Raw genomic sequence first — 22,396 nt, 5'->3', positions numbered from 1 at the left:
TGAGCCGAATAGCGTTATTATTCGGCTCATGGACTCCAATCCAACCCCAACTGCCCCGCTCTGGATCTGGCAACAGCCGAGCTGGCCAGCCTTTGTCCATCAGGACGCTGCACTGGCGCCGCTGCTACGCCAGTGCCAGCAGGCCCAAGGCCAGCTGAGCGCCTTGGCCGGGGTGCTGCCCGAAGATGGGCGGCAGGCACTGGATACCCTGCTGCAGAACATCGTCACCTCCTCCGCCATCGAGGGTGAAAACCTCAATGTCGGCTCGGTGCGCTCCTCACTGGCCCGGCGCCTGGGCATCCCCGACGCCGCCGAACCGGCCCCGCACAGCGCCCGCGCCGAGGGCGTGGCCGAACTGATGCTTGATGCCACCGGCGATACGGGCAAACCACTGGATCTGCCGCGCCTGCTGCATTGGCACGCCTTGCTGTTTGCCGGCCACGACGGCCTGCTGCCACTGCGGATCCGCATTGGCCAACTGCGCGGCGACGAGCCCATGCAGGTCGTATCCGGCCGTATCGATCGGCCGACCGTGCATTTCCAGGCGCCGCCGCGGCAAGGGCTGGACGAACAGCTGCAGCACTTCCTGGCATGGTTTGCGGCCAGCACCGACGATCCGGCATTGGATCCGCTGCTGCGCGCCGGCATCGCCCATTTCTGGTTTGTCACCCTGCACCCGTTCGACGACGGCAATGGCCGCCTCACCCGCGCCATCACCGATCTGGCCCTGGCCCAGGCCGCGCCCCGCATCGCCCGCCTATACGCCATGTCGGCCAGCATCCTGGACGACCGCAAAGGCTACTACCGCATTCTGGAAACCAGCCAGCGCGGCGGCCTGGATATCAGCGCCTGGCTGCACTGGTTTCTGCAAACCTTGCTGCACAGCCTGCTGCAGGCCTTGGCCCGCATCCAGCGTGTGATCGACAAGGCCCGCTTCTGGCAACTGCATGCACAGCAGGCCTTGAGCGCCGAGCAGGCCAAGGTACTCAACCGCCTGCTCGATGGCGGTGAGCGCGGCTTTGCCAACGGCATCAACGCCTCCCAATACCAGGCCGTGGCCAAGGTCTCCAAAGCCACCGCTACCCGCCACCTGACCGACCTGCTGGACAAGGGCTGCCTGCGGCGCCTGCCCGGCGGCGGTCGTAGCACCCGTTATCAAATCAACCTGCCCGGCCACGCCGGCAACGCAATTCCGTCAGGAGACGGCAGCCAATGACCAATAACGACATCGTCGCCAAACTATGGAACCTGTGCGACATCCTGCGCGATGACGGCATCAACTACAGCGATTACGTCACCGAGCTGGTGCTGCTGCTGTTCGTGAAGATGGAATACGAACAGGCCCAGTCCAACGACAACTTCGAGCACCGCCTGCCCAAGGGTGCCCGCTGGCCCGACCTGACCAGCAAGTCGGGCGTGCCGCTGCATACCTTCTACAAGCAGATGCTGCTCAACCTGAGCCAGAACAGCGACCCGATGGTGGCCGCCATCTACACCGATGCGCAGACCCGCCTGAAAGAGCCGCGCCATCTGGAGCAGCTGATCAAGAGCCTGGACGGGCTGGATTGGTTCTCCGCCCGTCAGGACGGGCTGGGTGATCTCTACGAAGGCCTGCTGGAAAAGAACGCCGGCGAGACCAAGTCCGGTGCCGGCCAGTACTTCACCCCACGCCCCTTGATCGACAGCATCGTGCGCTGCATCCAACCGCAGCTGGGCGAAATCATCCAGGACCCGGCTGCAGGCACTGCGGGCTTCCTGATCGCCGCCGACGCCTATATCAAGGCCGAGCACGATGATCTGTATGGCCCCAAGGTCACCGACAAGGCGCGCAAGTTCCAGCGCAACAAAGCCTATACCGGCGTAGAGCTGGTACCCGGCACCCGCCGCCTGGCGCTGATGAACTGCCTGCTGCACGGCATGCACGGTGAAGACGAAGGCGTGGTGCGGCTGGGTAGCAGCCTCGGCAGCCTGGGCGAAAAGCTGCCACGCGCCGATGTGATCCTGTCCAATCCGCCATTCGGCACCGCCAAGGGCGGCGGCGGGCCAAGCCGTGACGACCTGCCGTTTGTCACCAGCAACAAGCAGCTGGCCTTCCTGCAGCACATCTACCGCAACCTGAAACCACATGGCCGCGCCGCAGTCGTGCTGCCGGACAACGTGCTGTTTGAAGCCGGTGTCGGCACCGATGTGCGCCGCGACCTGATGGACAAATGCGAGCTGCACACCATCCTGCGCCTGCCTACCGGCATCTTCTATGCACAGGGTGTAAAGACCAATGTGCTGTTCTTCCGCAAGGGCAGCGCTACCAATTCCAAACAGGACACCGGCTGCACCCAGCACGTGTGGGTCTATGACCTGCGCAGCAATATGCCGTCCTTTGGCAAGCGCACGCCGTTTGGTGCCACGCACCTCAAGCCGTTTGAAGATGCCTATGGTACTGACCGCGATGGCGGCAGCCCGCGCGCAGATGAAGGCGAAGAAGGCCGCTTCCGTTGCTTTACCCGCGCCCAGATCGCCGAGCGGGGTGACTCGCTGGATATCAGCTGGTTGAAGGATGCCGATGCGGTGGATGCCGCAAATCTGCCGCCGCCGGAAGAGCTGGCCGCGCAGGCAATGGCGGAGTTGAGCGAGGCGCTGCGTGAGCTGGATGCGTTGATGCAGGCCTTGGGCGCGGGCGATGAGGCCAATCAGCAGAAGCAACTGTTGGCACAGGTACTGGGGATGGAAATTGGCGAAATGACAAATCAGGGCTCTGTTCTGTGAACTGGAAAATTCCTGAAAGCTGGTGCGTCGTGGATCTCGACACAATTTGCAATCGAATTACTGATGGATCGCACAATCCACCCGCGGGCATGCCCTCGGGCTTGCCGATGCTTAGCGCTAAAAACATTAAGGCACGAAAAATAAGCTTCGACGAATATCGTTTGATCAGCCAAGATGCGTTCGACCATGAGGACAAGCGGACAAGCATCACCCCTGGCGACGTACTACTAACTATAGTCGGCGCAATTGGTCGAACCGCAATAGCTCTTGATTCGCATCAGAAATTCACCTTGCAGCGAAGCGTGGCAGTCCTCAAGCCGGACGCAATTGCATCAAAGTATCTGAGCTACCTTCTTGAATCTCCGGAAGCCCAATCCTTCTTTGAGAAGAATGCGAAAGGAACTGCGCAGAAAGGGATTTATCTAAAGACTCTGGGTGGAATGAAGGTGCCGGTTGCACCGGTAGCTGAGCAAGCACGCATCGCACAGGCGCTCGACGGTCTACTGGCTCAGGTGGACACCCTCAAGGCCCGCCTTGACACCCTGCCTGCACTGATAAAACACTTCCGAGAATCAGTGCTTGAAACAGCTACATCGGGAAAACTTACCGAAAATTGGCGCAAGAACTATGGCAATCGCGAATGGAAAAGCATCGCTGTCGGCGAACTATGCAGATTGAAAAGCGGTATCGCCGCCTCTATAGACCTAGAGCACCACGAGGGAAGTCACAAGTACTTCAAAGTTGGAGAGATGAACCTCAAGGGGAATGAGCTCTACCTCCATGAAACTGGTCGATATCTCTCCTTGGATGACTTCTCAGAGAAAGCTCTCTTACCAGCTGGATCCATTGTATTTCCCAAAAGAGGGGGAGCCATCGCGACGAATAAGAAAAGGATTCTGAAAGAGGAATCATTCGTCGACTTGAACGTAATGGGACTGATAGTCCCAACCGGCGTTGAAGTGCTTTACGTCTACCGCTGGCTCGAGACCATTGATCTCGCAAAACTCAATACCGGAACTGCAATTCCTCAAATCAACAATTCCGACATAGCCCCGCTAATCATTCCCCTTCCTCCTAGCGATGAACAATACGAGATCGTCCGCCGCGTCGAACAACTCTTCGTCTTCGCCGACCAACTAGAAGCCCGTTTGGCTGATGCCCGCCAGCGCGTCGACGCGCTGACCCAAAGCATCCTGGCCAAAGCCTTCCGTGGCGAGCTGGTACCGCAGGATCCGAATGACGAACCGGCCAGCGTGCTATTGGAGCGCATTGCCGCCCAGCGCGCCGCCGAACCAAAACCCAAGCGCGGCCGCAAGACGGCAGCACACTAACCACATCAACCAGGCTGAGGGGAGCCACCATGACTACATTCGACAGCACCAAACTGCCGCTCAAAGAGCTGCTCAAAGACATCGTGCAAGGCAAGATCCAGCTGCCGGATTTCCAGCGTGGCTGGGTCTGGGATGACGAACATGTCCGCAGCCTGCTGGTCAGCCTTGGTCGCTCATTCCCGGTAGGCGCGGTGATGCTGCTGGAGACCGGCGGCCAGGTGCGCTTCCAGGTACGCCCGGTGGAAAACGTGCCCGAGCAAGGGCTGCTTGCACCCGAGCAACTGATCCTCGACGGCCAGCAGCGCCTGACCACGCTGACCCAGGTATTGAAGCTCGATGGCCCGGTGCAGACCCGCAACGAGAAGGGACGCGACGTCCAGCGCTACTACTACATCCACATCCCCACCGCCCTGGATGGCCCGGACCGGCTGGACGACGCCATCATCACCACCGATGAGACCCGCCAGCAACGCAGCGAATTCAAGCGCAAGCTGGATCTGGACCTGTCCACCCGCGAGCTGGAGTGCCAACACCTGTACTTCCCCTGCTCAGCCATCCTCGATCCGATGAGCTGGCTGAAGGATCTGTACCAGCACAATCCTGGCGCGGTTGCACAGTTCTTCGAATTCAAGGACGCCGTGCTGGATGCCTATAACGAGTACCAGCTGCCGTTGATCGTGCTGAAAAAGGAAACCAGCAAGGAAGCGGTATGCCTGGTGTTCGAGAAGGTCAACACCGGCGGCGTTCCGCTGTCGGTGTTTGAACTGGTTACCGCCAGCTATGCCGCCGACGGCTACAACCTGCGCGATGACTGGTACGGCAGCGCGCAACGCAAGACGCCGTCACGCTACAAGCGCATGAAGAACGCCGAAGCGCTGCTTGAAACCGTGCAGAACACCGACTTCCTGCAATCGATAACCTTGCTGCACACCTTGCAGCGCCGCCGCGAAGACATTGCTGCCAACAAGCAGGGCAAGAGCATCGCGCCGGTAAGTGCAAAGCGCTCCGCCGTGCTGGAGCTGCCCTTGGATGCCTACAAGCAACGCGCCGATGCATTGGAAGGTGGCTTCGTCCAGGCTGCAAGATTCCTGCGCGATGAATGCGTCAGGCAGACCCGCGACCTTCCCTATCGCACCCAGCTGGCGCCTTTGGCTGCGGTCATGGCCGAACTTGGGCCCAACCGCTGGCGCGAGCCGCGCATCTACCAGAAGCTGGCCTCCTGGTACTGGTGCGGCGTGCTGGGTGAGCTCTACGGCGGCGCAGTGGAAACCCGCGTCGCCAACGATGTTGAAGATGTACTGGCCTGGCTGGACGACGACAGCCAGGTGCCGCGCACCGTACAGGATGCAAACTTCCAGGCCGACCGGCTCAAGTCCCTGCGCAGCCGCCAAAGCGCGGCCTACAAAGGGGTCAATGTTCTGGTCCAACGCGGTGGTGCCAAGGATTTCTACTGGAAGTCCAGCATCCGCGAACTGGATGCCGATGATGTGGCGCTGGACATCCACCACATCTTCCCGCGCGACTGGTGCATCAAGCAGGGCATCGAAGCCAAGGTATACGACTCCATCATCAACAAGACCGCGATCTCCTACCGCGCCAACCGCAAGATTGGCGGCGCGGCACCCTCGCAGTACCTCAGTTCCCTGCAGCAGGACAAACAAGTGCAGCTCGGCGACACCGAGATGGATGCCGTGCTTCAAAGCCATGGCATTCCAAGTGCAGCCATGCGCAGCGACGACTTCGATGGATTCTATGCGCAACGTTCCGAAGGCCTGATGTCGCTGATCAAGGCCGCGATGGCCAAGACCAGCGCGAACGACCAGCCGTCTGGCTCCAACTGAAGATTACTGATGTCGGCAACTGTGGTGAGCGTCGCGCTCACCGCAGCTCCGTCACTGGCACGACTCACGTAAAGAGAATTCACCATGAGCATGGAAAGCACTACGCAATCGCTGGACATCTGCGGCAACGATTACCTCGTCGATCGAATCTTGGCAGCATTGCCCAGCGATGTTCGCGGACTTCTGTTCAACCTGACAGATGGCGAGGATGGGCGGCTGGCTACCGGGTCCGCTGTCAAAAAGCTATGCCAGACGATTCTGAAGCACGACACGTTGACCAGAGGCGCCGCCGAGGTATTGGTCGCCGAGCTTCAACACTATGGTGGCAATGCCCTGGCCAATGTGGTTCGCGGCTCTGGTATATCGTATGAGCAACTGCTTGAGGACACGCTCACCTATCTCGGCCATACCGGTCCCAAAGACAAGAAAGTGCAGCTACTGGAGGAGACCCTTCTGCGCCAGCAGTTGAAGATACTTTGGGAGCACGGAACTGCGGTAGACCAGGAAAAAATTGCGACCACCCTTGAGTGTGAAGCATCGTTCTCAGCTGCAAATACGGCGCTTGATGGAAAAGCAGGGTTGCTGCGACTCGCTCAACTTCTTTGCAGCAGCGATTTCGATACTGCAGCGCTACACCAGAACTCAAGCCCCGTGGAAAACGCAAGTGGAGGAGCGGGTGGAGCCATAGGTGGCCTTCTCGGCTTTGCTGTAGGCAAGGTAGCAGCGAGCAAGCTTCCACCCAGCATGAAGGGCAAGCTGAACAACATGGTTTCTTCTCACCGTGTAACGCTGCCCTGTATCAATCATCTTATTCGCTTGCGGCTTGTTCAACAGTCTAACGAAGCAATAGCTGAGCCGGGCACTGCCGGCAAGGCCTTCGAACCATTGGAAATTCCTACCACTGAATCCCTGGTAGTGGAGGACGGCCACGGCGAGCATGCAATTTCGATAATGCAGGCCGCCATCACTGGCATGCCGGCACATGGCCGCAGAATCAATCCAAAAAAGCAGGGCATCAGCCGGCTTTCCTCGTTGATGCAGGCAGCCCCGACCGCATTGGCCGCCAACGCGATCAGCGGCGAAAACTATATGAAGGTCGTTATCAACGGCCCATTGCAACTCGCGCGGGATGGCAACGGGTTCCGCGGCTTCAGCCACGATGGCAAGCACATTACCGAACATGCTCGTTTGTTTGAGGGCAACATCAGCGATGTAGTCAATGCTGGCGCCCTATTCAACGTCGCCTCCTTCGCGCTTGCACAGAAGCATTTGGCGGATATCAGCGCGCGACTGGACCAGATCAAGAAGGACGTGGATAAGATCGCCAGCTTCCAGAAGCTGGAACGTGACAGTGTCATGAAGGGCGCCATCGAGTACCTCCAGCAGGTGGCCCCCGTGGTTCTTGAGGGCGACTTGAGGCCGGCTATTGAACAGAAGCTGGAGGACTACGAGTCGGAGCTTCTTGCCAAGCAGAAGCATTTGAAGGCCGAGCTTGACGCCATTCTTGACCAGGTCAAAAACGCGAAGGATGAAGGAAAGTTCGGAATGGGGACATTCCGCGACAAGCTGATCGAGTTGCAGACTGAGTTCCAGGAGTCTGCCAATCAATGGAAGCTTTGTCTGGCGGCGCGCATGATGGCGTGCCGTTTGCTGTGCAGCTTCCCGGGCACCGCGCTCACAGTGAAGGTTCGCGAAAAGGCGATCCGGGAGGACCTCAATCAGATGTTGGGCGAGCATGGGCTTGCCGGGCTTATCGAGACTGCGCTTAACGCGCATCTTGGAGCATTCTCCGCATATGGCGACAGCCGCATTGAACTGCAGGCCAGCCGCGAAACCCTCAAGATCATCCAGATGGCAACACTGCCTCCACTTCAGCAGGACGCCCTGCAACTTCAGCGCGAATTTGATTCATTGATGCTGGAGAACGAAAAGCCCGTGGAACTATTGATTTCTGTACGTGATGGTCAGGTCCAAGAGGCCGTAGTGCTCTGAGATCCACAGCGTCGCTCAGCGCCGGCCCCCTCTATGGCGCGCCAGCGCAGGAGAGGCTTGGGGTGGGGGCTTTGGCTTTTGGGGCGCGAGCAAGATCAAAAGCGCCCCCCACCCGCCCTTCGGGCACCCTCCCCCGCAGGCGGGAGAGGGGACGGCGCTGGGGTCTGCGGTATTGCTTGCTGCCTGGCATCGCCGGATGCCACGGCAATCTGCTCCCTCCCTTTGGCCGCAGGCCAAGGGGGTGAAGAAGGCCTGCTTGTGCGCCACTGGCGCGCGGCCTGATGAGCGACCGAAGGCTGTGCCTTCGGGCCGGGCGCGTTGGGGAGGGGTGCTTTGGCTTTGTAGCAACAGCATGAGCAAGATCAAAAGCTCCCCCCACCCGCCCTTCGGGCACCCTCCCCCGCAGGCGGGAGAGGGGACGGCACTGGGGTTCTGAGGTATTGCTTGCGGGCTGGCATCGCCGGGTGCCGCGGCAATCTGCTCCCTCCCTTTGGCCGTAGGCCAAGGGGCGGTTGGTGAGGGGTGCTTTGGCTTTGGCTTTGGCTTTGGCTTTGGCCCTCCCGCTGCCTTGGCTTGTCGGCAATAGCACAAGCAACGTCAAAAGCGCCCCCCTTCCGCCCTTCGGGCACCTTCCCCCGCTGGCGGGGGAAGGGACAGCGTGCGGCTAGACGCCTTGTTGAGTACTTCCACCATCCCGCCAAACCCCGCAAACCACAACAAAACCTATCGGGTGAATGTCGGGGAATACACTTTTTCAGCCTTCCGATTCGCGCAGACTGCCCTTCAAAGTGAGGGGAAGCCATGCGTAGCAAGCTGTTTGTGCCCGGCGCACGTCCGGAACTGTTCGACAAGGCCTTGGCCAGTGCGGCCGATGCCCTGTCCTTCGATCTGGAGGATTCCGTACCCGAGGCCGGCAAACAGGCGGCGCGCGATAACCTCGCCAGCTTCCTCGCCCGCACCGATGTGATTGCCAGCAACAAGCTGCTGATCGTCCGCACCAATGCCACTGACAGCCCGCACTTCGCCGCCGATCTGGCCGCGATGGCGCTGCCCGGGGTTTGGCTGCTGAATATCCCCAAGGTGGAATCGGCCGCGCAGGTGCGGCAGGTTGTCGTTGCACTGGAACGGGCCGAGGCCGCCAATGGCGTGACCCGCCCGATCGGCCTGCTGCTGAACATCGAAACCCCGCGCGGCCTGCGCCTGGCCGCTGAACTGGCCGCCGCGCACCCGCGCGTGGCCGGCCTGCAGCTGGGGCTGGGTGATCTGTTCGCGCCCAATGGCATTGCCCGCACCCCGGCCAATGTGCATGCGGTGCTGTTCGCGGTGAAAATGGCGGCCACCGAAGCCGGCGTGTTCGCCTGCGACGGTGCCTGGCCGGACGTGGCCGATGCGGAAGGTTTCCGCGTCGAGGCGGTGTTGTCGCAGCAACTGGGCTTCATCGGCAAGAGCTGCATCCACCCGCGCCAGATCGGCCAGGCCAACGTGATTTTCAGCGTGCCCGAGGCCGAACTGGACGAGGCACAGCGTATTGTTGCGGCCGCGCGCGAGGCCAGCGGGCAGGGCCGCGGTGCGTTCCTGTTCGAGGGACGCATGATCGATGTGCCCTATCTGCGCCGGGCCGAAGCCCTGCTCGCCGGCGCCCAACGCGCCTGATTTTTCCACCTGGCGGTTCGTCGCCACACTGTTCTTTACCGGGATTCCATCCATGCCCAAGCCCTTGGCCACCGCGCTCGCCGCGCTGTCGCATCGCTTCTCGCTCGGCTTCCGCCTGCTTGTCGTCACCACCTTGTTGGCGCTGAGCGGCACGGCATTGGCCGGTGACAGCCTCACCTCGGTAAAGACCGGCACGCTGCCGGCGCTGCCCGATGCCCAGCCCGTTCAACAGCTGCTGGATGTCGACGGCCGCCTGCTGGCCCGTTCCGGCGAGCATGCCTGGCTGCTCGGCAAAGATGGCAAGGCGTGGACGCCTGCCAGCGGCATCGGCAACGAGCTCGTGCAGGGTGTCGTGCGCAATGGCGCCAGCACCTGGCTGCTGACTGGACCGGACGCCAGCCACAGCGATCAGCTGCAGCAGCTCACACTCAAGGGCGAGAACCTGGCCAAGGGCGCGGCGCTGGCGTTGCCGACGCGCTTGGCCAACGCCCAGGCTGCGGCGCTGGACGGCACGTTGTTCGTCGCCGGTGTGGACGACAGCGGCGTCACCCAGCTGTACCGCAAGCCGGCCACGGCCGCGCAATGGCAACCGCAGCCGGTATGGCCCGGGGCCGCCGCCGTGGTCGCCATGCAGGGCCAGAAAGCGGCGCTGTATGTCGTCGTCGGCAACAACGGGGCGCAACAACTGCTGCGCTGGAGCGCGGAAAAGGGCTGGCAGAACCTGCCGGCGATCGGCGGCGATGTAGTACCCGGCTCGCTGCGCTCGCTCGGCCAGGCGCATCTGCTGATGCAGGTACGCGACGCCGACGGCAACAGCCACGCGCGTACTTTCCACAGCATCACCAGTGCCTGGCTGGACCTGCCCGATACAGAAGCCACTGCCCCGTTGAGCACCACCACCTGGGGCACCGGCCTGGCCTGGGCAGCGGCCGATGGCAGCGTGCATACGTTTGAAGTAGAGGGCAGCAAGCACCTGCTGCGCTGGCTGGACTGGGCGGTGATCGTGGTCTACCTGGCCGCCATGCTCGGCATCGGCGCCTGGTTCTATTTCCAGGAAAAACACGGCACCACTTCGGACTTCTTCGTCGGTGGCCGCAGCATTCCGTTCTGGGCGGCGGGCGTGAGCCTGTACGCGACCAATACCAGCTCGATCAGCTTCATCGCCATCCCCGCCAAGGCCTTTGAAACCAACTGGCAGTACCTGACCAACAACCTGATCGCGGTGGCGGGCCTGATCTTCGTGGCGATCTGGATCGTGCCGCTGCTGCGCCGGCTGGACCTGATGAGCGTGTTCTCCTATCTGGAAACCCGCTTCCACCCGGCCATCCGCATGCTCGCAAGCGCGCTGTGCATCGTCATGCAGATCGGCAGCCGGATGAGCGTGATCCTGTTCCTGCCGGCGCTGGCCATCTCCACCATCACCGGTCTGGATGTGGCGTGGAGCATCATGTTGATGGGTATCTTCACCATCATCTACACCACCATGGGCGGCATGAAGGCGGTGATCTGGACCGACTTCGTGCAGGTCTTCGTGATGTTCGGCGGCGCCATTTTCGCCATCGGCTTCATCCTCTACCAGATCAACGGCGGCGTGCCGGAGTTCCTGGCCGCGGCCGCTTCCGAGAACAAGACCCAGCTGTTTGATTTCAGCTTCGACCTGACCAAGGCCACCGTCTGGGGCTTCATCTTCCTGGTGCTGTTCGACGTGGTGCTCACCTTCCCCAAGGACCAGGTCTTGATGCAGCGCGTGCTGTCGACCAAGTCCGACAAGGAAGCCGGCCGTTCGGTATGGACCTTCGCGGCGATGATGATCCCCGGCGGCTTCATCTTCTACGGCATCGGCACCGCGCTGTGGGTCTACTACCGCGACAACCCGGAGCGGATGAATCCGCTGCTGCCGATCGACGCGACCTTCCCGCTGTTCATCGCCGCCGAGCTGCCGGCCGGCGTCACCGGGCTGATCATCGCCGGCATCTTCGCCGCTGCCATGTCGACCCTGTCCAGCATCATCAACAGTGTCTCTACGCTGGCCTCGGTCGACTTCTACGAGAAGCTGAAAAAGGATGCGACGCCCAAGCAGAGCGTGCGCTTCGCCGAATGGATCGGCGTGCTGGTCGGCCTGATCGCCATCGGCATTGCGCTGGTGATGAGCCGCTACGACATCCACTCGCTGTTCGACGTCTCGATCGAACTGGCCGGCCTGCTCGGTGGTGGCTTCGCTGGTGCCTACACGCTGGGCATGTTCACCCGCCGCGCCAATTCGCAGGGTGTGGCGATTGGCGTGGCTGGCAGCATCGCGCTGACCCTGCTGTGCTGGTCAATGGATCTGGTCCACCCGTACTTCTACCTGGCCATCTCGATCTTCCTGTGCATCGTGATCGGCTATGTGGCCAGCCTGTTCTTCCCAGCGCCGAACCGCTCGCTGAAGGGCCTGACCATCTACAAGCAGGACGCAGTGTGAAAACCTGCCCGCATGCCGCTGCGGACCTGAACCGCAGCGGCGTGAAGACAGATTCGGCAAAGCCGAGGACCTTGGTCGCATCGCGCCGGCGCGCCCGCTGGTGTAGTTTGGCGCGCAGCTGAGAGGTCTAATCGCGTGGAAACCCAGTTTCTCAATACCTTTGTTACCGTGGTCGACCGTGGCTCCATGGCCGCGGCCGCCCGCCTGCTGCACATCACCCCGGCCGCCGTCGCCCAGCAGATCCGCACGCTGGAACGCGAGCTGGGCGCACCGCTGATCGCCCGCGCCGGGCGCACCGTCAGCGTCACCGAAGAAGGTGCGCGCATCCTGCAGCGCGCGCGCGATCTGCTGCGCGGCGTGGCGGATCTGCGCAGCGTCGCCAATGAAAGCGGCATGGCCGGCGAGCTGCGGCTGGGCGCCTGCCCCACTGCATTGGGCGGACTGGTACCGGACATCCTGGCGCGGATGGTGGCCAAGTTCCCCGAGATCAACGTCTTCATCAAGCCTGGTTATTCGGCCGACCTGTACGGCGCAGTGGAATCGGGCGACCTGGACGCGGCGATGGTGCTGCAGGCGCCGTTCTCGCTGCCCAAGACCTGCGACTGGCAGCTGCTTCGCGAAGAGCCGCTGGTGGTGCTGGCGCCGGCACGCATGGCCGGTGCCGACCCGCACCAGCTGCTGCGCGAGGAACCGCTGATCCGCTATGACCGTCACGAATGGGGCGGCCGCCAGGCTGACGAATACCTGCGCAAGGCGGGCATCGTGCCGCGCGAACGGTTCGAACTGAACGCCCTGAACGCGATTGCGGTGATGGTTGATCGCGGCCTGGGTGTGTCGCTGGTGCCGGACTGGGCCAAGCCGTGGCCGGAAGGCATCTCGGTGGTGCGCCTGCCCCTGCCAGAAGCCAGCGAGCCGCGCCGTATCGGCATGGTCTGGTCACGCGCCTCGGTGCGCCTGCGCCAAGTCAATGTGCTGCTGGACGAGGCGCGCACGGCGCTGTTGCAGCCAACGGATTGAGCGCAATGCCGATGATCGGCAGGGGCGATCTCCCTGTAGTGCCGAGCCATGCTCGGCTGGGGCATTACCAGTAAGGCCTCTGCCGAGCATGGCTCGGCACTACCGCTCCCTCCCTTTTGCGCAGCAAAGGGGAGGGTTGGGGAGGGGTTGGCCCTTCCGCCTCTGATTCAACCCTGGCTTCGCGGCTTACGCCGCTCCTACCCCGGACGCCGTGTGCCGGACACATTCCGGCAAGGCCCCCTGCCGAGCATGGCTCGGCACTACCGGTTCAAACGCCAATCGCAACAAACCCTAGGCTTTGAACATACACAGGTGCGCTTCTATCGCGCCGGGGCGCCGCCTAGGCTTCGCCCAACGTCGGAGCTGCGCCCGGCGCCCGCTTTCGCGGGTGCTGACGCCGGTAAACGACAGAATCAAAGGGGCGCTAGTCCCCACCGTTTTCTGGCGTTGTCGGCTCCCAGTCCGGTTGCGTCACACATTCAAACCTGGGGGAGAGAACAACATGATCAAGCCACTTTCGGCCGCCATCAGCGCGGTGCTGCTCGCCAGCGCGATGAGCCCCGCTTTTGCACAGGATGCCGCCACCGGCGACGCCGCCACCACGCTGGACCAGGTGATCGTCACCGGTACCCGCACCCCGGTCGCCATCGACAAGGTCCCCGGTGCGGTCACCCTGATCAGCCCGGAGCAGGTGCAGCGCACGCTGAACCTGACCGAAGACGCCACCGCCGTGCTCGCACGCATGGTGCCGGGCTATTCCGAATCCTCGCAGGCGATGAGCAACTCCGGTGAGACCCTGCGCGGTCGCGTCGCGCTGCGCCTGTTCGACGGCGTGCCACAGGGTTCGCCGCTGCGCGAAGGCAGCCGCAACGGCACCTTCACCGACATGGGCGTGATCGGCCGCATCGAAGTCATCAACGGCCCGTCCGCCGCTGAAGGCATCGGCGGCGCCGGTGGCGTGATCAACTACCTGTCCAAGAACCCGGACGTGGCTGGCCACGAAACCACCGTCACCACCCGTTACAGCAGCCAGTTCAAGGACGACAGCGCACAGTCCAAGATCGGCGTCACCCACGCCTTCAAGGGCGACGCGGTCGACTACCTGATCAGCGGCGCCTACATCGACCGTGGCATCTCCTATGACGGCGACGGCCGCCGCGTTGGCCTGAACACCTCCGGTTCGCTGTCCGATTCGTACAGCAAGAACCTGTTCATGAAGGGTGGCTACAACTTCGGCGAAGGCCAGATGCAGCGCATCCAGGCCAGCTACAGCAACTTCCACATCGGCGGCAAGCACAACTACATTCCGGTGGAAGGTTGCCGTGCCGGTGATGACGGCTGCACCAAGCCGACCACCAATACCGCTGAAAAGGGCTCCATCGCCGGTGCACTGGCCGAGTTCAATGATTTCGAACAGTTCGCGGTGAAGTACACAAACGCCGATTTCTTCGGCGGCGACCTCAGCGTTGACGCGTACTGGGCCGAGCAAGCCATGCGCTACGTGCCGGAGAACGGCGACGACCGCCAGCTGACCAAGCCGGCCCCGACCGATGACGCCCTGCGCATCTGGGACCAGTCGGAAATCAACAGCGAGAAGAAGGGCCTGCGCTTCGGCTATGCCTACGGCGAGCTGTTCAAGGTCGAAGGCCTGCGCCTGCGTGCCGGCCTGGACCTGGTGGAAGACACCGCCGAGCAGCGCCTGGCGTTGACCAACCGCCTGTGGGTGCCGCCGATGAAGTACACCAGCATTGCGCCGTACGCGCAGCTGAGCTGGGATATCGGCCCGGTGACCCTGGACGCCGGCATCCGCCGCGAAGACGGCCAGCTGGAAATCGACAGCTACACCACCGTTGCCTTCCGCGACCACACCCCGGTGCAGGGCGGCAAGATGGATTACAAGGCCAACATGCCCAACTTCGGTGCGATCTGGCGCATCACCGACCAGTGGTCGGTGTTCGCTTCGTACTCCGAAGGCTTCGGCATCGCCAACGTCGGCATTCCGCTGCGCAACATCCAGGCCAGCAGCCCGTGCAAGGCCGTGTCCTGCATCGCTGATCTGCAGCCGCTGATCACCGAGAACAAGGAAATCGGCTTCAACTGGCGTGGCGCGCAGGGCCAGATCGGTGCCTCCGTGTACCGCTCGACCTCGGACTTCGGCTCCACCCTGACCATCGACAAGGCCACCGACGACTTCATCCTGACCCGTGCACCGGTCGAGATCGAAGGCTTCGAGTTGAACAGCGCCTGGACCTTCAACGAGCAGTGGAAGGCCAGCTTCCTGTACTCGCGCATCCGTGGCCAGACCCAGTACTACCCGGGCTCGGGCCTGAAGAAGGAAATGGGCATCCTGGACATCTCGCCGGACAAGGTGAATGCCTCGGTGACCTGGACCCCGACCGACAACCTCAATGCAACGCTGGGTGTGAGCAAGACCTTCAGCCGCGACCTGCGTGAGACCTTCGTCAATCCGGCTACCAACGCGGTCTACAAGAACGAAGAGAACACCTATGGCTATGCGCTGTGGGACCTGAGCGTGAACTACGACATCGGCCGTTACGGCCAGCTGGCACTGGGCGTTGAGAACCTGTTCGACAAGCAGTACGTGTTGACCTGGTCGCAGCTGCCGGGCTGGCAGAACTACTTCTCCGGCCGCGGCCGGATGGTGTCGCTGACCCACACCTTCAAGTTCTGATCCACGTGTGACAAACGGCGCCACAGGCAACTGTGGCGCCGTTTGGTTTGATAGCTGTAGGAGCGGCGTCAGCCGCGAAGCCAGGGCAACAGCCGCTCCCGCAGGGCCAGCAATTGCAGCCGCTTCGTAGCCGTTACTTTTGCCTGCTTCGCGGCTGACGCCGCTCCTACAACGCTTGCTGCCCAAGACCCTGAAAACGGAGGCTTGCCCATGTTCCGCAACAACAGCCCCAGCCACATCGCGCGCGGCCTGTTGCTGGGCGCCGCTGCCTGGTTGGCCTGCATCAGCAGCGCCAACGCCACCAACAATGACCGCTGGCAACGCCTGGACAATTTCCTCGCACAGTCAACCATCAACAACAGCTATCCCGGCGCAGTCGCGCTGGTCGAAGTAAACGGCCGCACTGAATTCCACGGCCAGTGGGGCCATGCCGACATCGCCCGCACCCGGCCGATGCGCGAAGACAGCATCTTCCGCATCTACTCGATGACCAAGCCGGTCACCTCCACCGCGATCCTGATGCTGCTGGAACAGGGCAAGCTGTCGCTGGACGACCCGCTGTCGCGCTTCATCCCCGCCTTCGCCGACCGTCAGGTAGTCACCGGTGGCGATGCCGCACACCCGCTGCTGGCGCCTGCGACGCGCGCGATCACCCTGCGCCACCTGCTTACCCATACCAGCGGTTTGGCTGCGGATTCGGACGGGCATGCCGTCGCCACCGCGTTGTTGAACCGCGCCGACGTCGACAGCGCTACCTCGCTGGAAGATGTCGCCGCACGCCTGGCGACCCTGCCGCTGGCCGATGCGCCCGGCACCCACTTCCACTACGAAGGCAGCAACACCGAACTGCTGGCGCGCGTGGTGGAAATCGTCAGCGGGCAACCGTTCGCACAGTTCCTGGCGCAGCACATCTTCCAGCCGCTGGGCATGAGTGAGACCGGCTTCGAAGTGGCCGTGGACCAGCGCGCACGCGTGGTCGATCTGCCAACCAGTGCTGCCGATGGCACGCTGCACATCGCCGACACACTGAGCGCGCGCAGCCCCGGCGTGCGCCTGAAAGGCTATGACAGCGGCGCCGGCGGCCTGTATTCCACCGCCGCCGATTACCTGAAGTTCGCCCGCATGCTGCTGGGCAATGGTGAAAGCAACGGCGTGCGCCTGCTCTCACGCAAGACCGTGGAGCTGATGATGACTGACCAGCTCGGTGGCTTCACGCCGGCCATCAAGGGCTTCAGCGACGGCGAAGGCTTCGGCCTGGGTGGCTATGTGGTCACCGATCCGGCACTGCGCGGCCGCTTGGGCAGCGTGGGCCAGTTCGGCTGGTCCGGTGCAGCGTCCACCTATTTCACCGTGGATCGCAGCGAAAAACTGATCGCCATCGTGCTGCTGCAATACCTGCCCGAAGGCGACAAACGCCTGCCCTCGCTGGCTACCCCGTTCTACAACCTCGTTTACCAGGCCATTCCATGACCTCCACCGTTCTTGTCGCCGGCTCGGCCAATCTTGATTTCGTCGTGCGTGCGGCGCATGTGCCGGCACCGGGCGAAACCGTGCTCGGCCGTGAGTTCCGCACCTTCCCCGGCGGCAAGGGTGCAAACCAGGCCGTGGCCTGCGCGCGCGCCGGTGGCGCCGCCACGCAGATGCTGCTGGCCTTGGGTGATGATGACTTCGCCAAGCCGATCGAGGTCTCGTTGAACGCTGCCGGGGTGACGCTGCACACCGTGCGCGATGCGCAGCTGCCTACCGGCACCGCCTTCATCTGCCTGTCCGACGATGCCGAGAACGCGATCACCGTCGCACCCGGCGCCAACATGGCCTTGCTGCCCACGCACCTGCCATCGCTCGACGGCGTGCAGTGGCTGCTGCTGCAGCTGGAATCGCCGTTGGCTGCCGTGCAGGCCTATGCCGCCGCCGCACGCGCAGCCGGGGTAAAAGTCGCCTTGAACGCCGCACCGGCGCAGGTGTTGCCGGCCGAGCTGCTGGCGTTGCTGGACATGCTGATCGTCAACGAAGGCGAGTTGGCCGTGGTGGCGGGCAATCCGCCGGATCTGGCCAGCGGCCTGGCCCGGTTGGATGTGCCCTGCGTGATCGTCACCCTCGGTGCGCGTGGCTGCCTGGCCCGCATCGATGGCCAGATCCTGCTGCAACCGGCGTTCTCGATTTCACCGCTGGATACCACCGCCGCCGGTGACACCTTCTGCGGCACGCTGATCGCGCGTTTGGCGCAGGACGCGCCGCTGCAGCAGGCGCTGCTTGCTGCCAGCGCCGCGTCCGCGCTGGCCTGCACCCGCCTGGGTGCACAATCAAGCATTCCCGCACATGCCGAAGTGCAGGCGCTGCTGGAAGACGCAAGCCGCCTGCCCGGCACCGACGCCCATGCCGCGCTTGCGGCATGGTGCGCGCTGTAACTGTTACGCCCTCCCCGTTTTTGTTGGATGACTGCCATGACTTCGCCCTACCCCGCACCCGATTACGACAACGATTCCCCCGATCACGGGCGTGAGGCGATCCATACCGAGTACAAGTTCTCGCACGTCACCACCGGCCGCTACCTGCCCACCCCGGGCAAGGCACCGGCGTGGCCGTTCGCCGATATCGGCAGCTGGATGATCGACGCCAATGCCAGCGCTGCGGATTGGTTGACCGAGCTGAAGGACTGGCGCCAGGAACACCTGGTGCGCATCGGCTATACCGATGTGAATTACCGCCGCCCGGAACTGCAATGGGCGCAGCGCAACTTCGTGCACGCGCAGATGATGGTCGAGGACCGCTATTTCTTCGACGTGGAAACCGCGCAGTACACCGTCGACAAGTACCTGGACGATCTGATCAAACGCTTCGGCGGTTTGGACTCGGTATTGATCTGGTACATCTACCCGAACATCGGCATCGACGACCGTAACCAGTTCGATCTGGCGCACACATTGCCGGGCGGCCTCGAAGGTTTGACCGCTGCCGTAAAGGCATTCCAGAAGCGTGGCGTGCGCGTGTTCCTGCCGGCCAAGCCCTGGGATCACGGCACCCGCGATCCGGGCGTGACGCATTGGGATGGCCTGGCTGAAATTATCAAGGCCACCGGTGCCGACGGCATCAACGGTGACACCTTCAACGGCGTGCCGCGCGCGTTCTTCGACGCCTGCGATGCCAACGGCAACCCGGTGGTGGTGCAGCCCGAATCCACCATCAGCTCCGAAGAGCAGCTGATCTGGAACGTGCAGAGCTGGGGCAAGAAGGCACCCGATGGCCCGGTGCCGCCGGTGTCCAAGTGGAAGTGGCTGGAGCCGCGCCACATGGTCAACTACGAGAACCGCTGGGGGCGAAACCGCAACCACGACCTGCAGTACTGCTTCTTCAACGGCATCGGTTACAACGCCTGGGAAAACATCTGGGGCATCTGGAACCAGTTCACCGCGCGCGATGGCGAAACCCTGCGCCGCATCGCCGCGATCTACCGCCAGTTCCCGGCGCTGATTGTCGCGATGGAGTGGGAGCCCTACCAGGTCTGCTACCAGGGCGGCATCTTCGCCAGCAAGTTCCCGGTCGACGGCCTGTGCCTGCACACCTTGATCAACCGTAACGAATACGCAGTCAATGGCGAGCAGATTGGTCTGCCGCATGTCGACGGCACCCGTTACTACGATGTCTGGCACGGCGTGGAGCTGTCGCCGGCGGTGCGTGATGGCCTGGCCATCATCGAGCTGCCGATGGAAGCCCGCGGCTTTGGCGCGGTGCTGAGCGTGCAGCCGGGCGCTGCTGTCGAGGGTCTGGATGCCTTCCTGATTGCCGCCGCCAAGCGCGCCACGCAGCCGCTCAACAGTTTCTCCGGCGCATGGAAGGCGATCCCGCAGCAGTTGCGCGAGATTCCCGCCACCACCGTACAGGCCACAGCACCAGCCGGCATGGTCACCATCCCGGCCGGCGAGTTCGTGTTCGCCGTTGGCGGTGTGGAAATCGAAGGCTTCAACTGGGCTGGCCAGGACGTGCAGTTCCCGTGGGAAGACTGCCCGCGTCGCCATCACCGCAAGTTGATGCAGATGGACGCGTTCCATATCGACCGCCATCCGGTCACCAACGCGCAGTTCAAGGCCTTCATCGACGCCACTGGCTATCACCCGGCCGATGACATCAACTTCCTCGCACACTGGGTGGATGGCGCACCGCGTGCCGGCTGGGACAACAAACCGGTGATCTGGGTGTCGCTGGAAGACGCACGCGCCTACGCCGCGTGGGCCGGCAAGCGCCTGCCACACGAATGGGAATGGCAGTACGCCGCACAGGGCAACGATGGCCGCAGCTATCCGTGGGGCAACGACTGGGATGCCGCCCGTGTGCCGCAGGTCAACCGTGGCCGCCGCCTGCTGGCACCGGCCGATGTCGATGCACATCCGCAGGGCGCCAGCCCGTTCGGCGTCGAGGATCTGGTCGGCAATGTGTGGCAGTGGACCGATGAATTCAGCGACGAGCACACCCGTGCGGCGATCCTGCGCGGCGGCTCCAGCTACCAGCCGCAGACCTCGCATTGGTACTTCCCGCAGGCCTATCGTCTGGACCAGCACGGCAAATACCTGCTGATGGCACCGGCCAAGGACCGCAGCGGCATGCTCGGCTTCCGCTGCGTGGTGGACGCGGCATGAGTGCGGCCATCAGCAGCGGCCAGCAGTTGATCGCACCGGCGGCGGTAAAGCTCGATGGCATGTTCGGGCAGATGCTGGCAGCCAACCGCAGCGGCCGCCTGAGCCACTTCATCGTTGATGAGCACAGCCCGTCGATCAGCATCTTCGGCCAGGCCCACAAGCAGCAGAACCAGGAAGGCGACTGGTACGGCGAGCACGCCGGCAAGTGGTTGTCGGCCACCGCACGCGCAGTGGCGCAAGGCAGCCAGCCCGAGCTGGAAGCCAATCTGCGCCGCGTCGCCGATTGGCTGATCAGCCAGCAGGACGAGGATGGCTATCTGGGCAACTACGCCGCCGACCGCCGCTTCACCGTGCCGCAGCCGCCCAAGCCTGAAAGCTGGAACGGCGAACCGGCGCTGCGCACCTGGGACATCTGGACCCACAGTTACCTGATCCTCGGCTTCCTCGAAACCTGGCGTGCGCTGGGTGACGACAGCTACCTGCAAGCCGCGCGGCGCATCGCCGACCTGTGCTGGCAGGCGCTGGAATCTGGCATCGACATCACCACCCTGGGCAACCACCACGGCATGTCGGCGACGGTGCTGCTGGACCCGGCCGCCGACCTGTACCTGGTCACCGGCGAGCCGCGTTATCTCGCATTGGCCGAAAAGATCCTGCAGCAGGCCAACGCCAACCCGCGCCTGGCCTTGCTCGACAAGGGCATCGCCAACGAAGACGCGGCCTTCATCGCCACAGGCAAGGCCTACCAGCTGTCGTGGAACCTGGTCGGCCTGGCCAAGCTGTACAAGGCCACCGGCAAGGCGGATTACAAGCTGGCCATCGACAATCTGTGGAACAACATCCGCGAGCAGCACCTGACCCTGGGTGGCGGCCCGTGGGGCGGCGTGGCGCATCGCTCACGCGAAGTGTTCAACGCACCGCGCACGTTCTTCCCGCAGGCCTATGTGGAAACCTGCTCGGTGCTGGCGTGGATGCAGCTCAACCGCGAGCTGCTGGCCATCAGTGGCCACGCACGCTATGCCGACGAGCTGGAACGCACCGCCTACAACGACCTGCTGGCAGCGATGGCGCCGAACGGCGAGGACTGGTGTTACTACACCTTCCCCAACGGCAAGCGCGTGCACACCACGTATTGGCGCTGCTGCAAATCCTCCGGCGCGATGGCGGTGGAAGAGCTGCCGCAGATCGCCTATGGCATCGCCGCCGACGGCGGCCTGCGGGTGAACCTGTACGGCCCCGGCGAAGCCACGCTCAACCATGCCGATGCCGGCGCGGTGGTGCTGCAGCAGCAGACCCGCTATCCGTTCAGTGGCGAGATCAGCCTGCGCGTCAGCCCCGAGCACAGCGCCAGCTTCGGCATCGGCCTGCGCATTCCGGCCTGGGCAGAGGATGCGCGCATCCAGGTCAATGGCGTCAACGTGCCGGTGCAGGCCGGTGCCGATGGCTACGTGCAGCTGCAGCACCAGTGGCAGGCCGGTGATCTGGTCAGCCTGCAGCTGCCGATGCAGCCACAGCTGCACCGTGCGGCCAACATCAACGTGCAGGAATCGCGCGCACCGGACGGTTCGCCGGTGGCGCAGGAAGTGCTGCGCTGGGAATACGTCGGCCTGAGCTACGGCCCGCTGGTGTATGCGACCGGTTTGATCGACGGCTTCAAGACCGATGAAACGGTGAAGCTGCCTGCAGGTGATCCGTCGCGCTGGCTGCAGGTGGGCGAAGACGCCGGTGAAGGCGCTACGGTGACGATGCAGCTGGAATGCCGCGCACCGCTGGTGTTCGAGCCGTACTACCGCTGTGGTGGCCGCGAACACGATGTGTGGCGCCTGAGCTGGCTGTCACTGGCACCGCAGTAAGCCTGTCTCGCCGCTGTCTGGCACCCTGCACGGTGCGGACAGCGGCAATGATGAAGGCGATGACAAGGCGATACCTGTTTTTTGTCCTCGCTGAAAATACCCGCACGATATGTTTCTTCCCAGCCACCGGGAGGAAACTGCAATCAAGGATTCGAGTGC

13 protein-coding genes are annotated in these 22,396 nt (G+C 63.1%); all 13 read left to right on the top strand.

The window, feature by feature from the left end; genetic code table 11:
* Positions 1-28 precede the first annotated feature (28 nt).
* The 13 genes from BCV67_RS10355 to BCV67_RS10295 all read left to right on the top strand — a co-directional run bounded on the left by BCV67_RS10355 (position 29) and on the right by BCV67_RS10295 (position 22,237).
* Complete coding sequence (locus tag BCV67_RS10355; RefSeq protein WP_062170631.1) at positions 29-1,216, top strand: Fic family protein; 1,188 nt, start codon at positions 29-31, stop codon at positions 1,214-1,216.
* A complete protein-coding gene (locus BCV67_RS10350; protein ID WP_062170633.1) occupies positions 1,213-2,763 on the top strand; it encodes an N-6 DNA methylase in 1,551 nt (516 codons plus the stop codon). Before BCV67_RS10355 ends, BCV67_RS10350 begins: the two co-directional genes overlap by 4 nt.
* Entirely contained in the window at positions 2,760-4,094 is a 1,335-nt protein-coding gene (locus BCV67_RS20095) for a restriction endonuclease subunit S (protein WP_156455900.1), read from the top strand. Before BCV67_RS10350 ends, BCV67_RS20095 begins: the two co-directional genes overlap by 4 nt.
* A gap of 29 nt (positions 4,095-4,123) precedes the next feature.
* Positions 4,124-5,935: a GmrSD restriction endonuclease domain-containing protein gene (locus tag BCV67_RS10340; protein ID WP_062170637.1), complete on the top strand. Its 1,812-nt coding sequence runs from the start codon at positions 4,124-4,126 to the stop codon at positions 5,933-5,935.
* Positions 5,936-6,019: 84 nt separating this feature from the next.
* Entirely contained in the window at positions 6,020-7,927 is a 1,908-nt protein-coding gene (locus BCV67_RS10335; RefSeq protein WP_062170639.1) for a hypothetical protein, read from the top strand.
* Positions 7,928-8,728: 801 nt separating this feature from the next.
* The gene (locus BCV67_RS10330) at positions 8,729-9,580 is read left to right on the top strand and encodes an HpcH/HpaI aldolase/citrate lyase family protein (RefSeq protein ID WP_062170641.1); all 852 of its coding nucleotides are present in this window, start codon (positions 8,729-8,731) and stop codon (positions 9,578-9,580) included.
* A 52-nt stretch (positions 9,581-9,632) separates the two neighbouring features.
* A complete protein-coding gene (locus BCV67_RS10325) occupies positions 9,633-12,041 on the top strand; it encodes a sodium:solute symporter (protein WP_062170642.1) in 2,409 nt (802 codons plus the stop codon).
* 135 nt (positions 12,042-12,176) lie between these two features.
* Positions 12,177-13,058 (top strand): LysR family transcriptional regulator, encoded by an 882-nt coding sequence (locus BCV67_RS10320; protein ID WP_062170645.1) that lies wholly within the window; start codon positions 12,177-12,179, stop codon positions 13,056-13,058.
* A 502-nt stretch (positions 13,059-13,560) separates the two neighbouring features.
* On the top strand, positions 13,561-15,750 hold the full coding sequence (locus BCV67_RS10315; RefSeq protein WP_062170647.1) for a TonB-dependent receptor: 2,190 nt from the start codon (positions 13,561-13,563) through the stop codon (positions 15,748-15,750).
* A 210-nt stretch (positions 15,751-15,960) separates the two neighbouring features.
* The gene (locus tag BCV67_RS10310; RefSeq protein ID WP_062170649.1) at positions 15,961-17,220 is read left to right on the top strand and encodes a serine hydrolase domain-containing protein; all 1,260 of its coding nucleotides are present in this window, start codon (positions 15,961-15,963) and stop codon (positions 17,218-17,220) included.
* Positions 17,217-18,158: a ribokinase gene (locus tag BCV67_RS10305; RefSeq protein WP_062170651.1), complete on the top strand. Its 942-nt coding sequence runs from the start codon at positions 17,217-17,219 to the stop codon at positions 18,156-18,158. The genes BCV67_RS10310 and BCV67_RS10305 overlap by 4 nt, the downstream gene beginning before the upstream one ends.
* A 36-nt stretch (positions 18,159-18,194) precedes the next feature.
* Positions 18,195-20,384, top strand: a complete 2,190-nt coding sequence (locus tag BCV67_RS10300) for a formylglycine-generating enzyme family protein (RefSeq protein ID WP_082746650.1) — start codon at positions 18,195-18,197, stop codon at positions 20,382-20,384.
* Positions 20,381-22,237: a glycoside hydrolase family 127 protein gene (locus tag BCV67_RS10295; protein ID WP_062170653.1), complete on the top strand. Its 1,857-nt coding sequence runs from the start codon at positions 20,381-20,383 to the stop codon at positions 22,235-22,237. The genes BCV67_RS10300 and BCV67_RS10295 overlap by 4 nt, the downstream gene beginning before the upstream one ends.
* Positions 22,238-22,396 lie beyond the last annotated feature (159 nt).

Source organism: Stenotrophomonas nitritireducens (assembly GCF_001700965.1).
GTDB lineage: Bacteria > Pseudomonadota > Gammaproteobacteria > Xanthomonadales > Xanthomonadaceae > Stenotrophomonas > Stenotrophomonas nitritireducens_A.
Note: the sequence above shows the minus strand (reverse complement) of the source record. Positions and strands in the feature narration are given on the sequence as shown.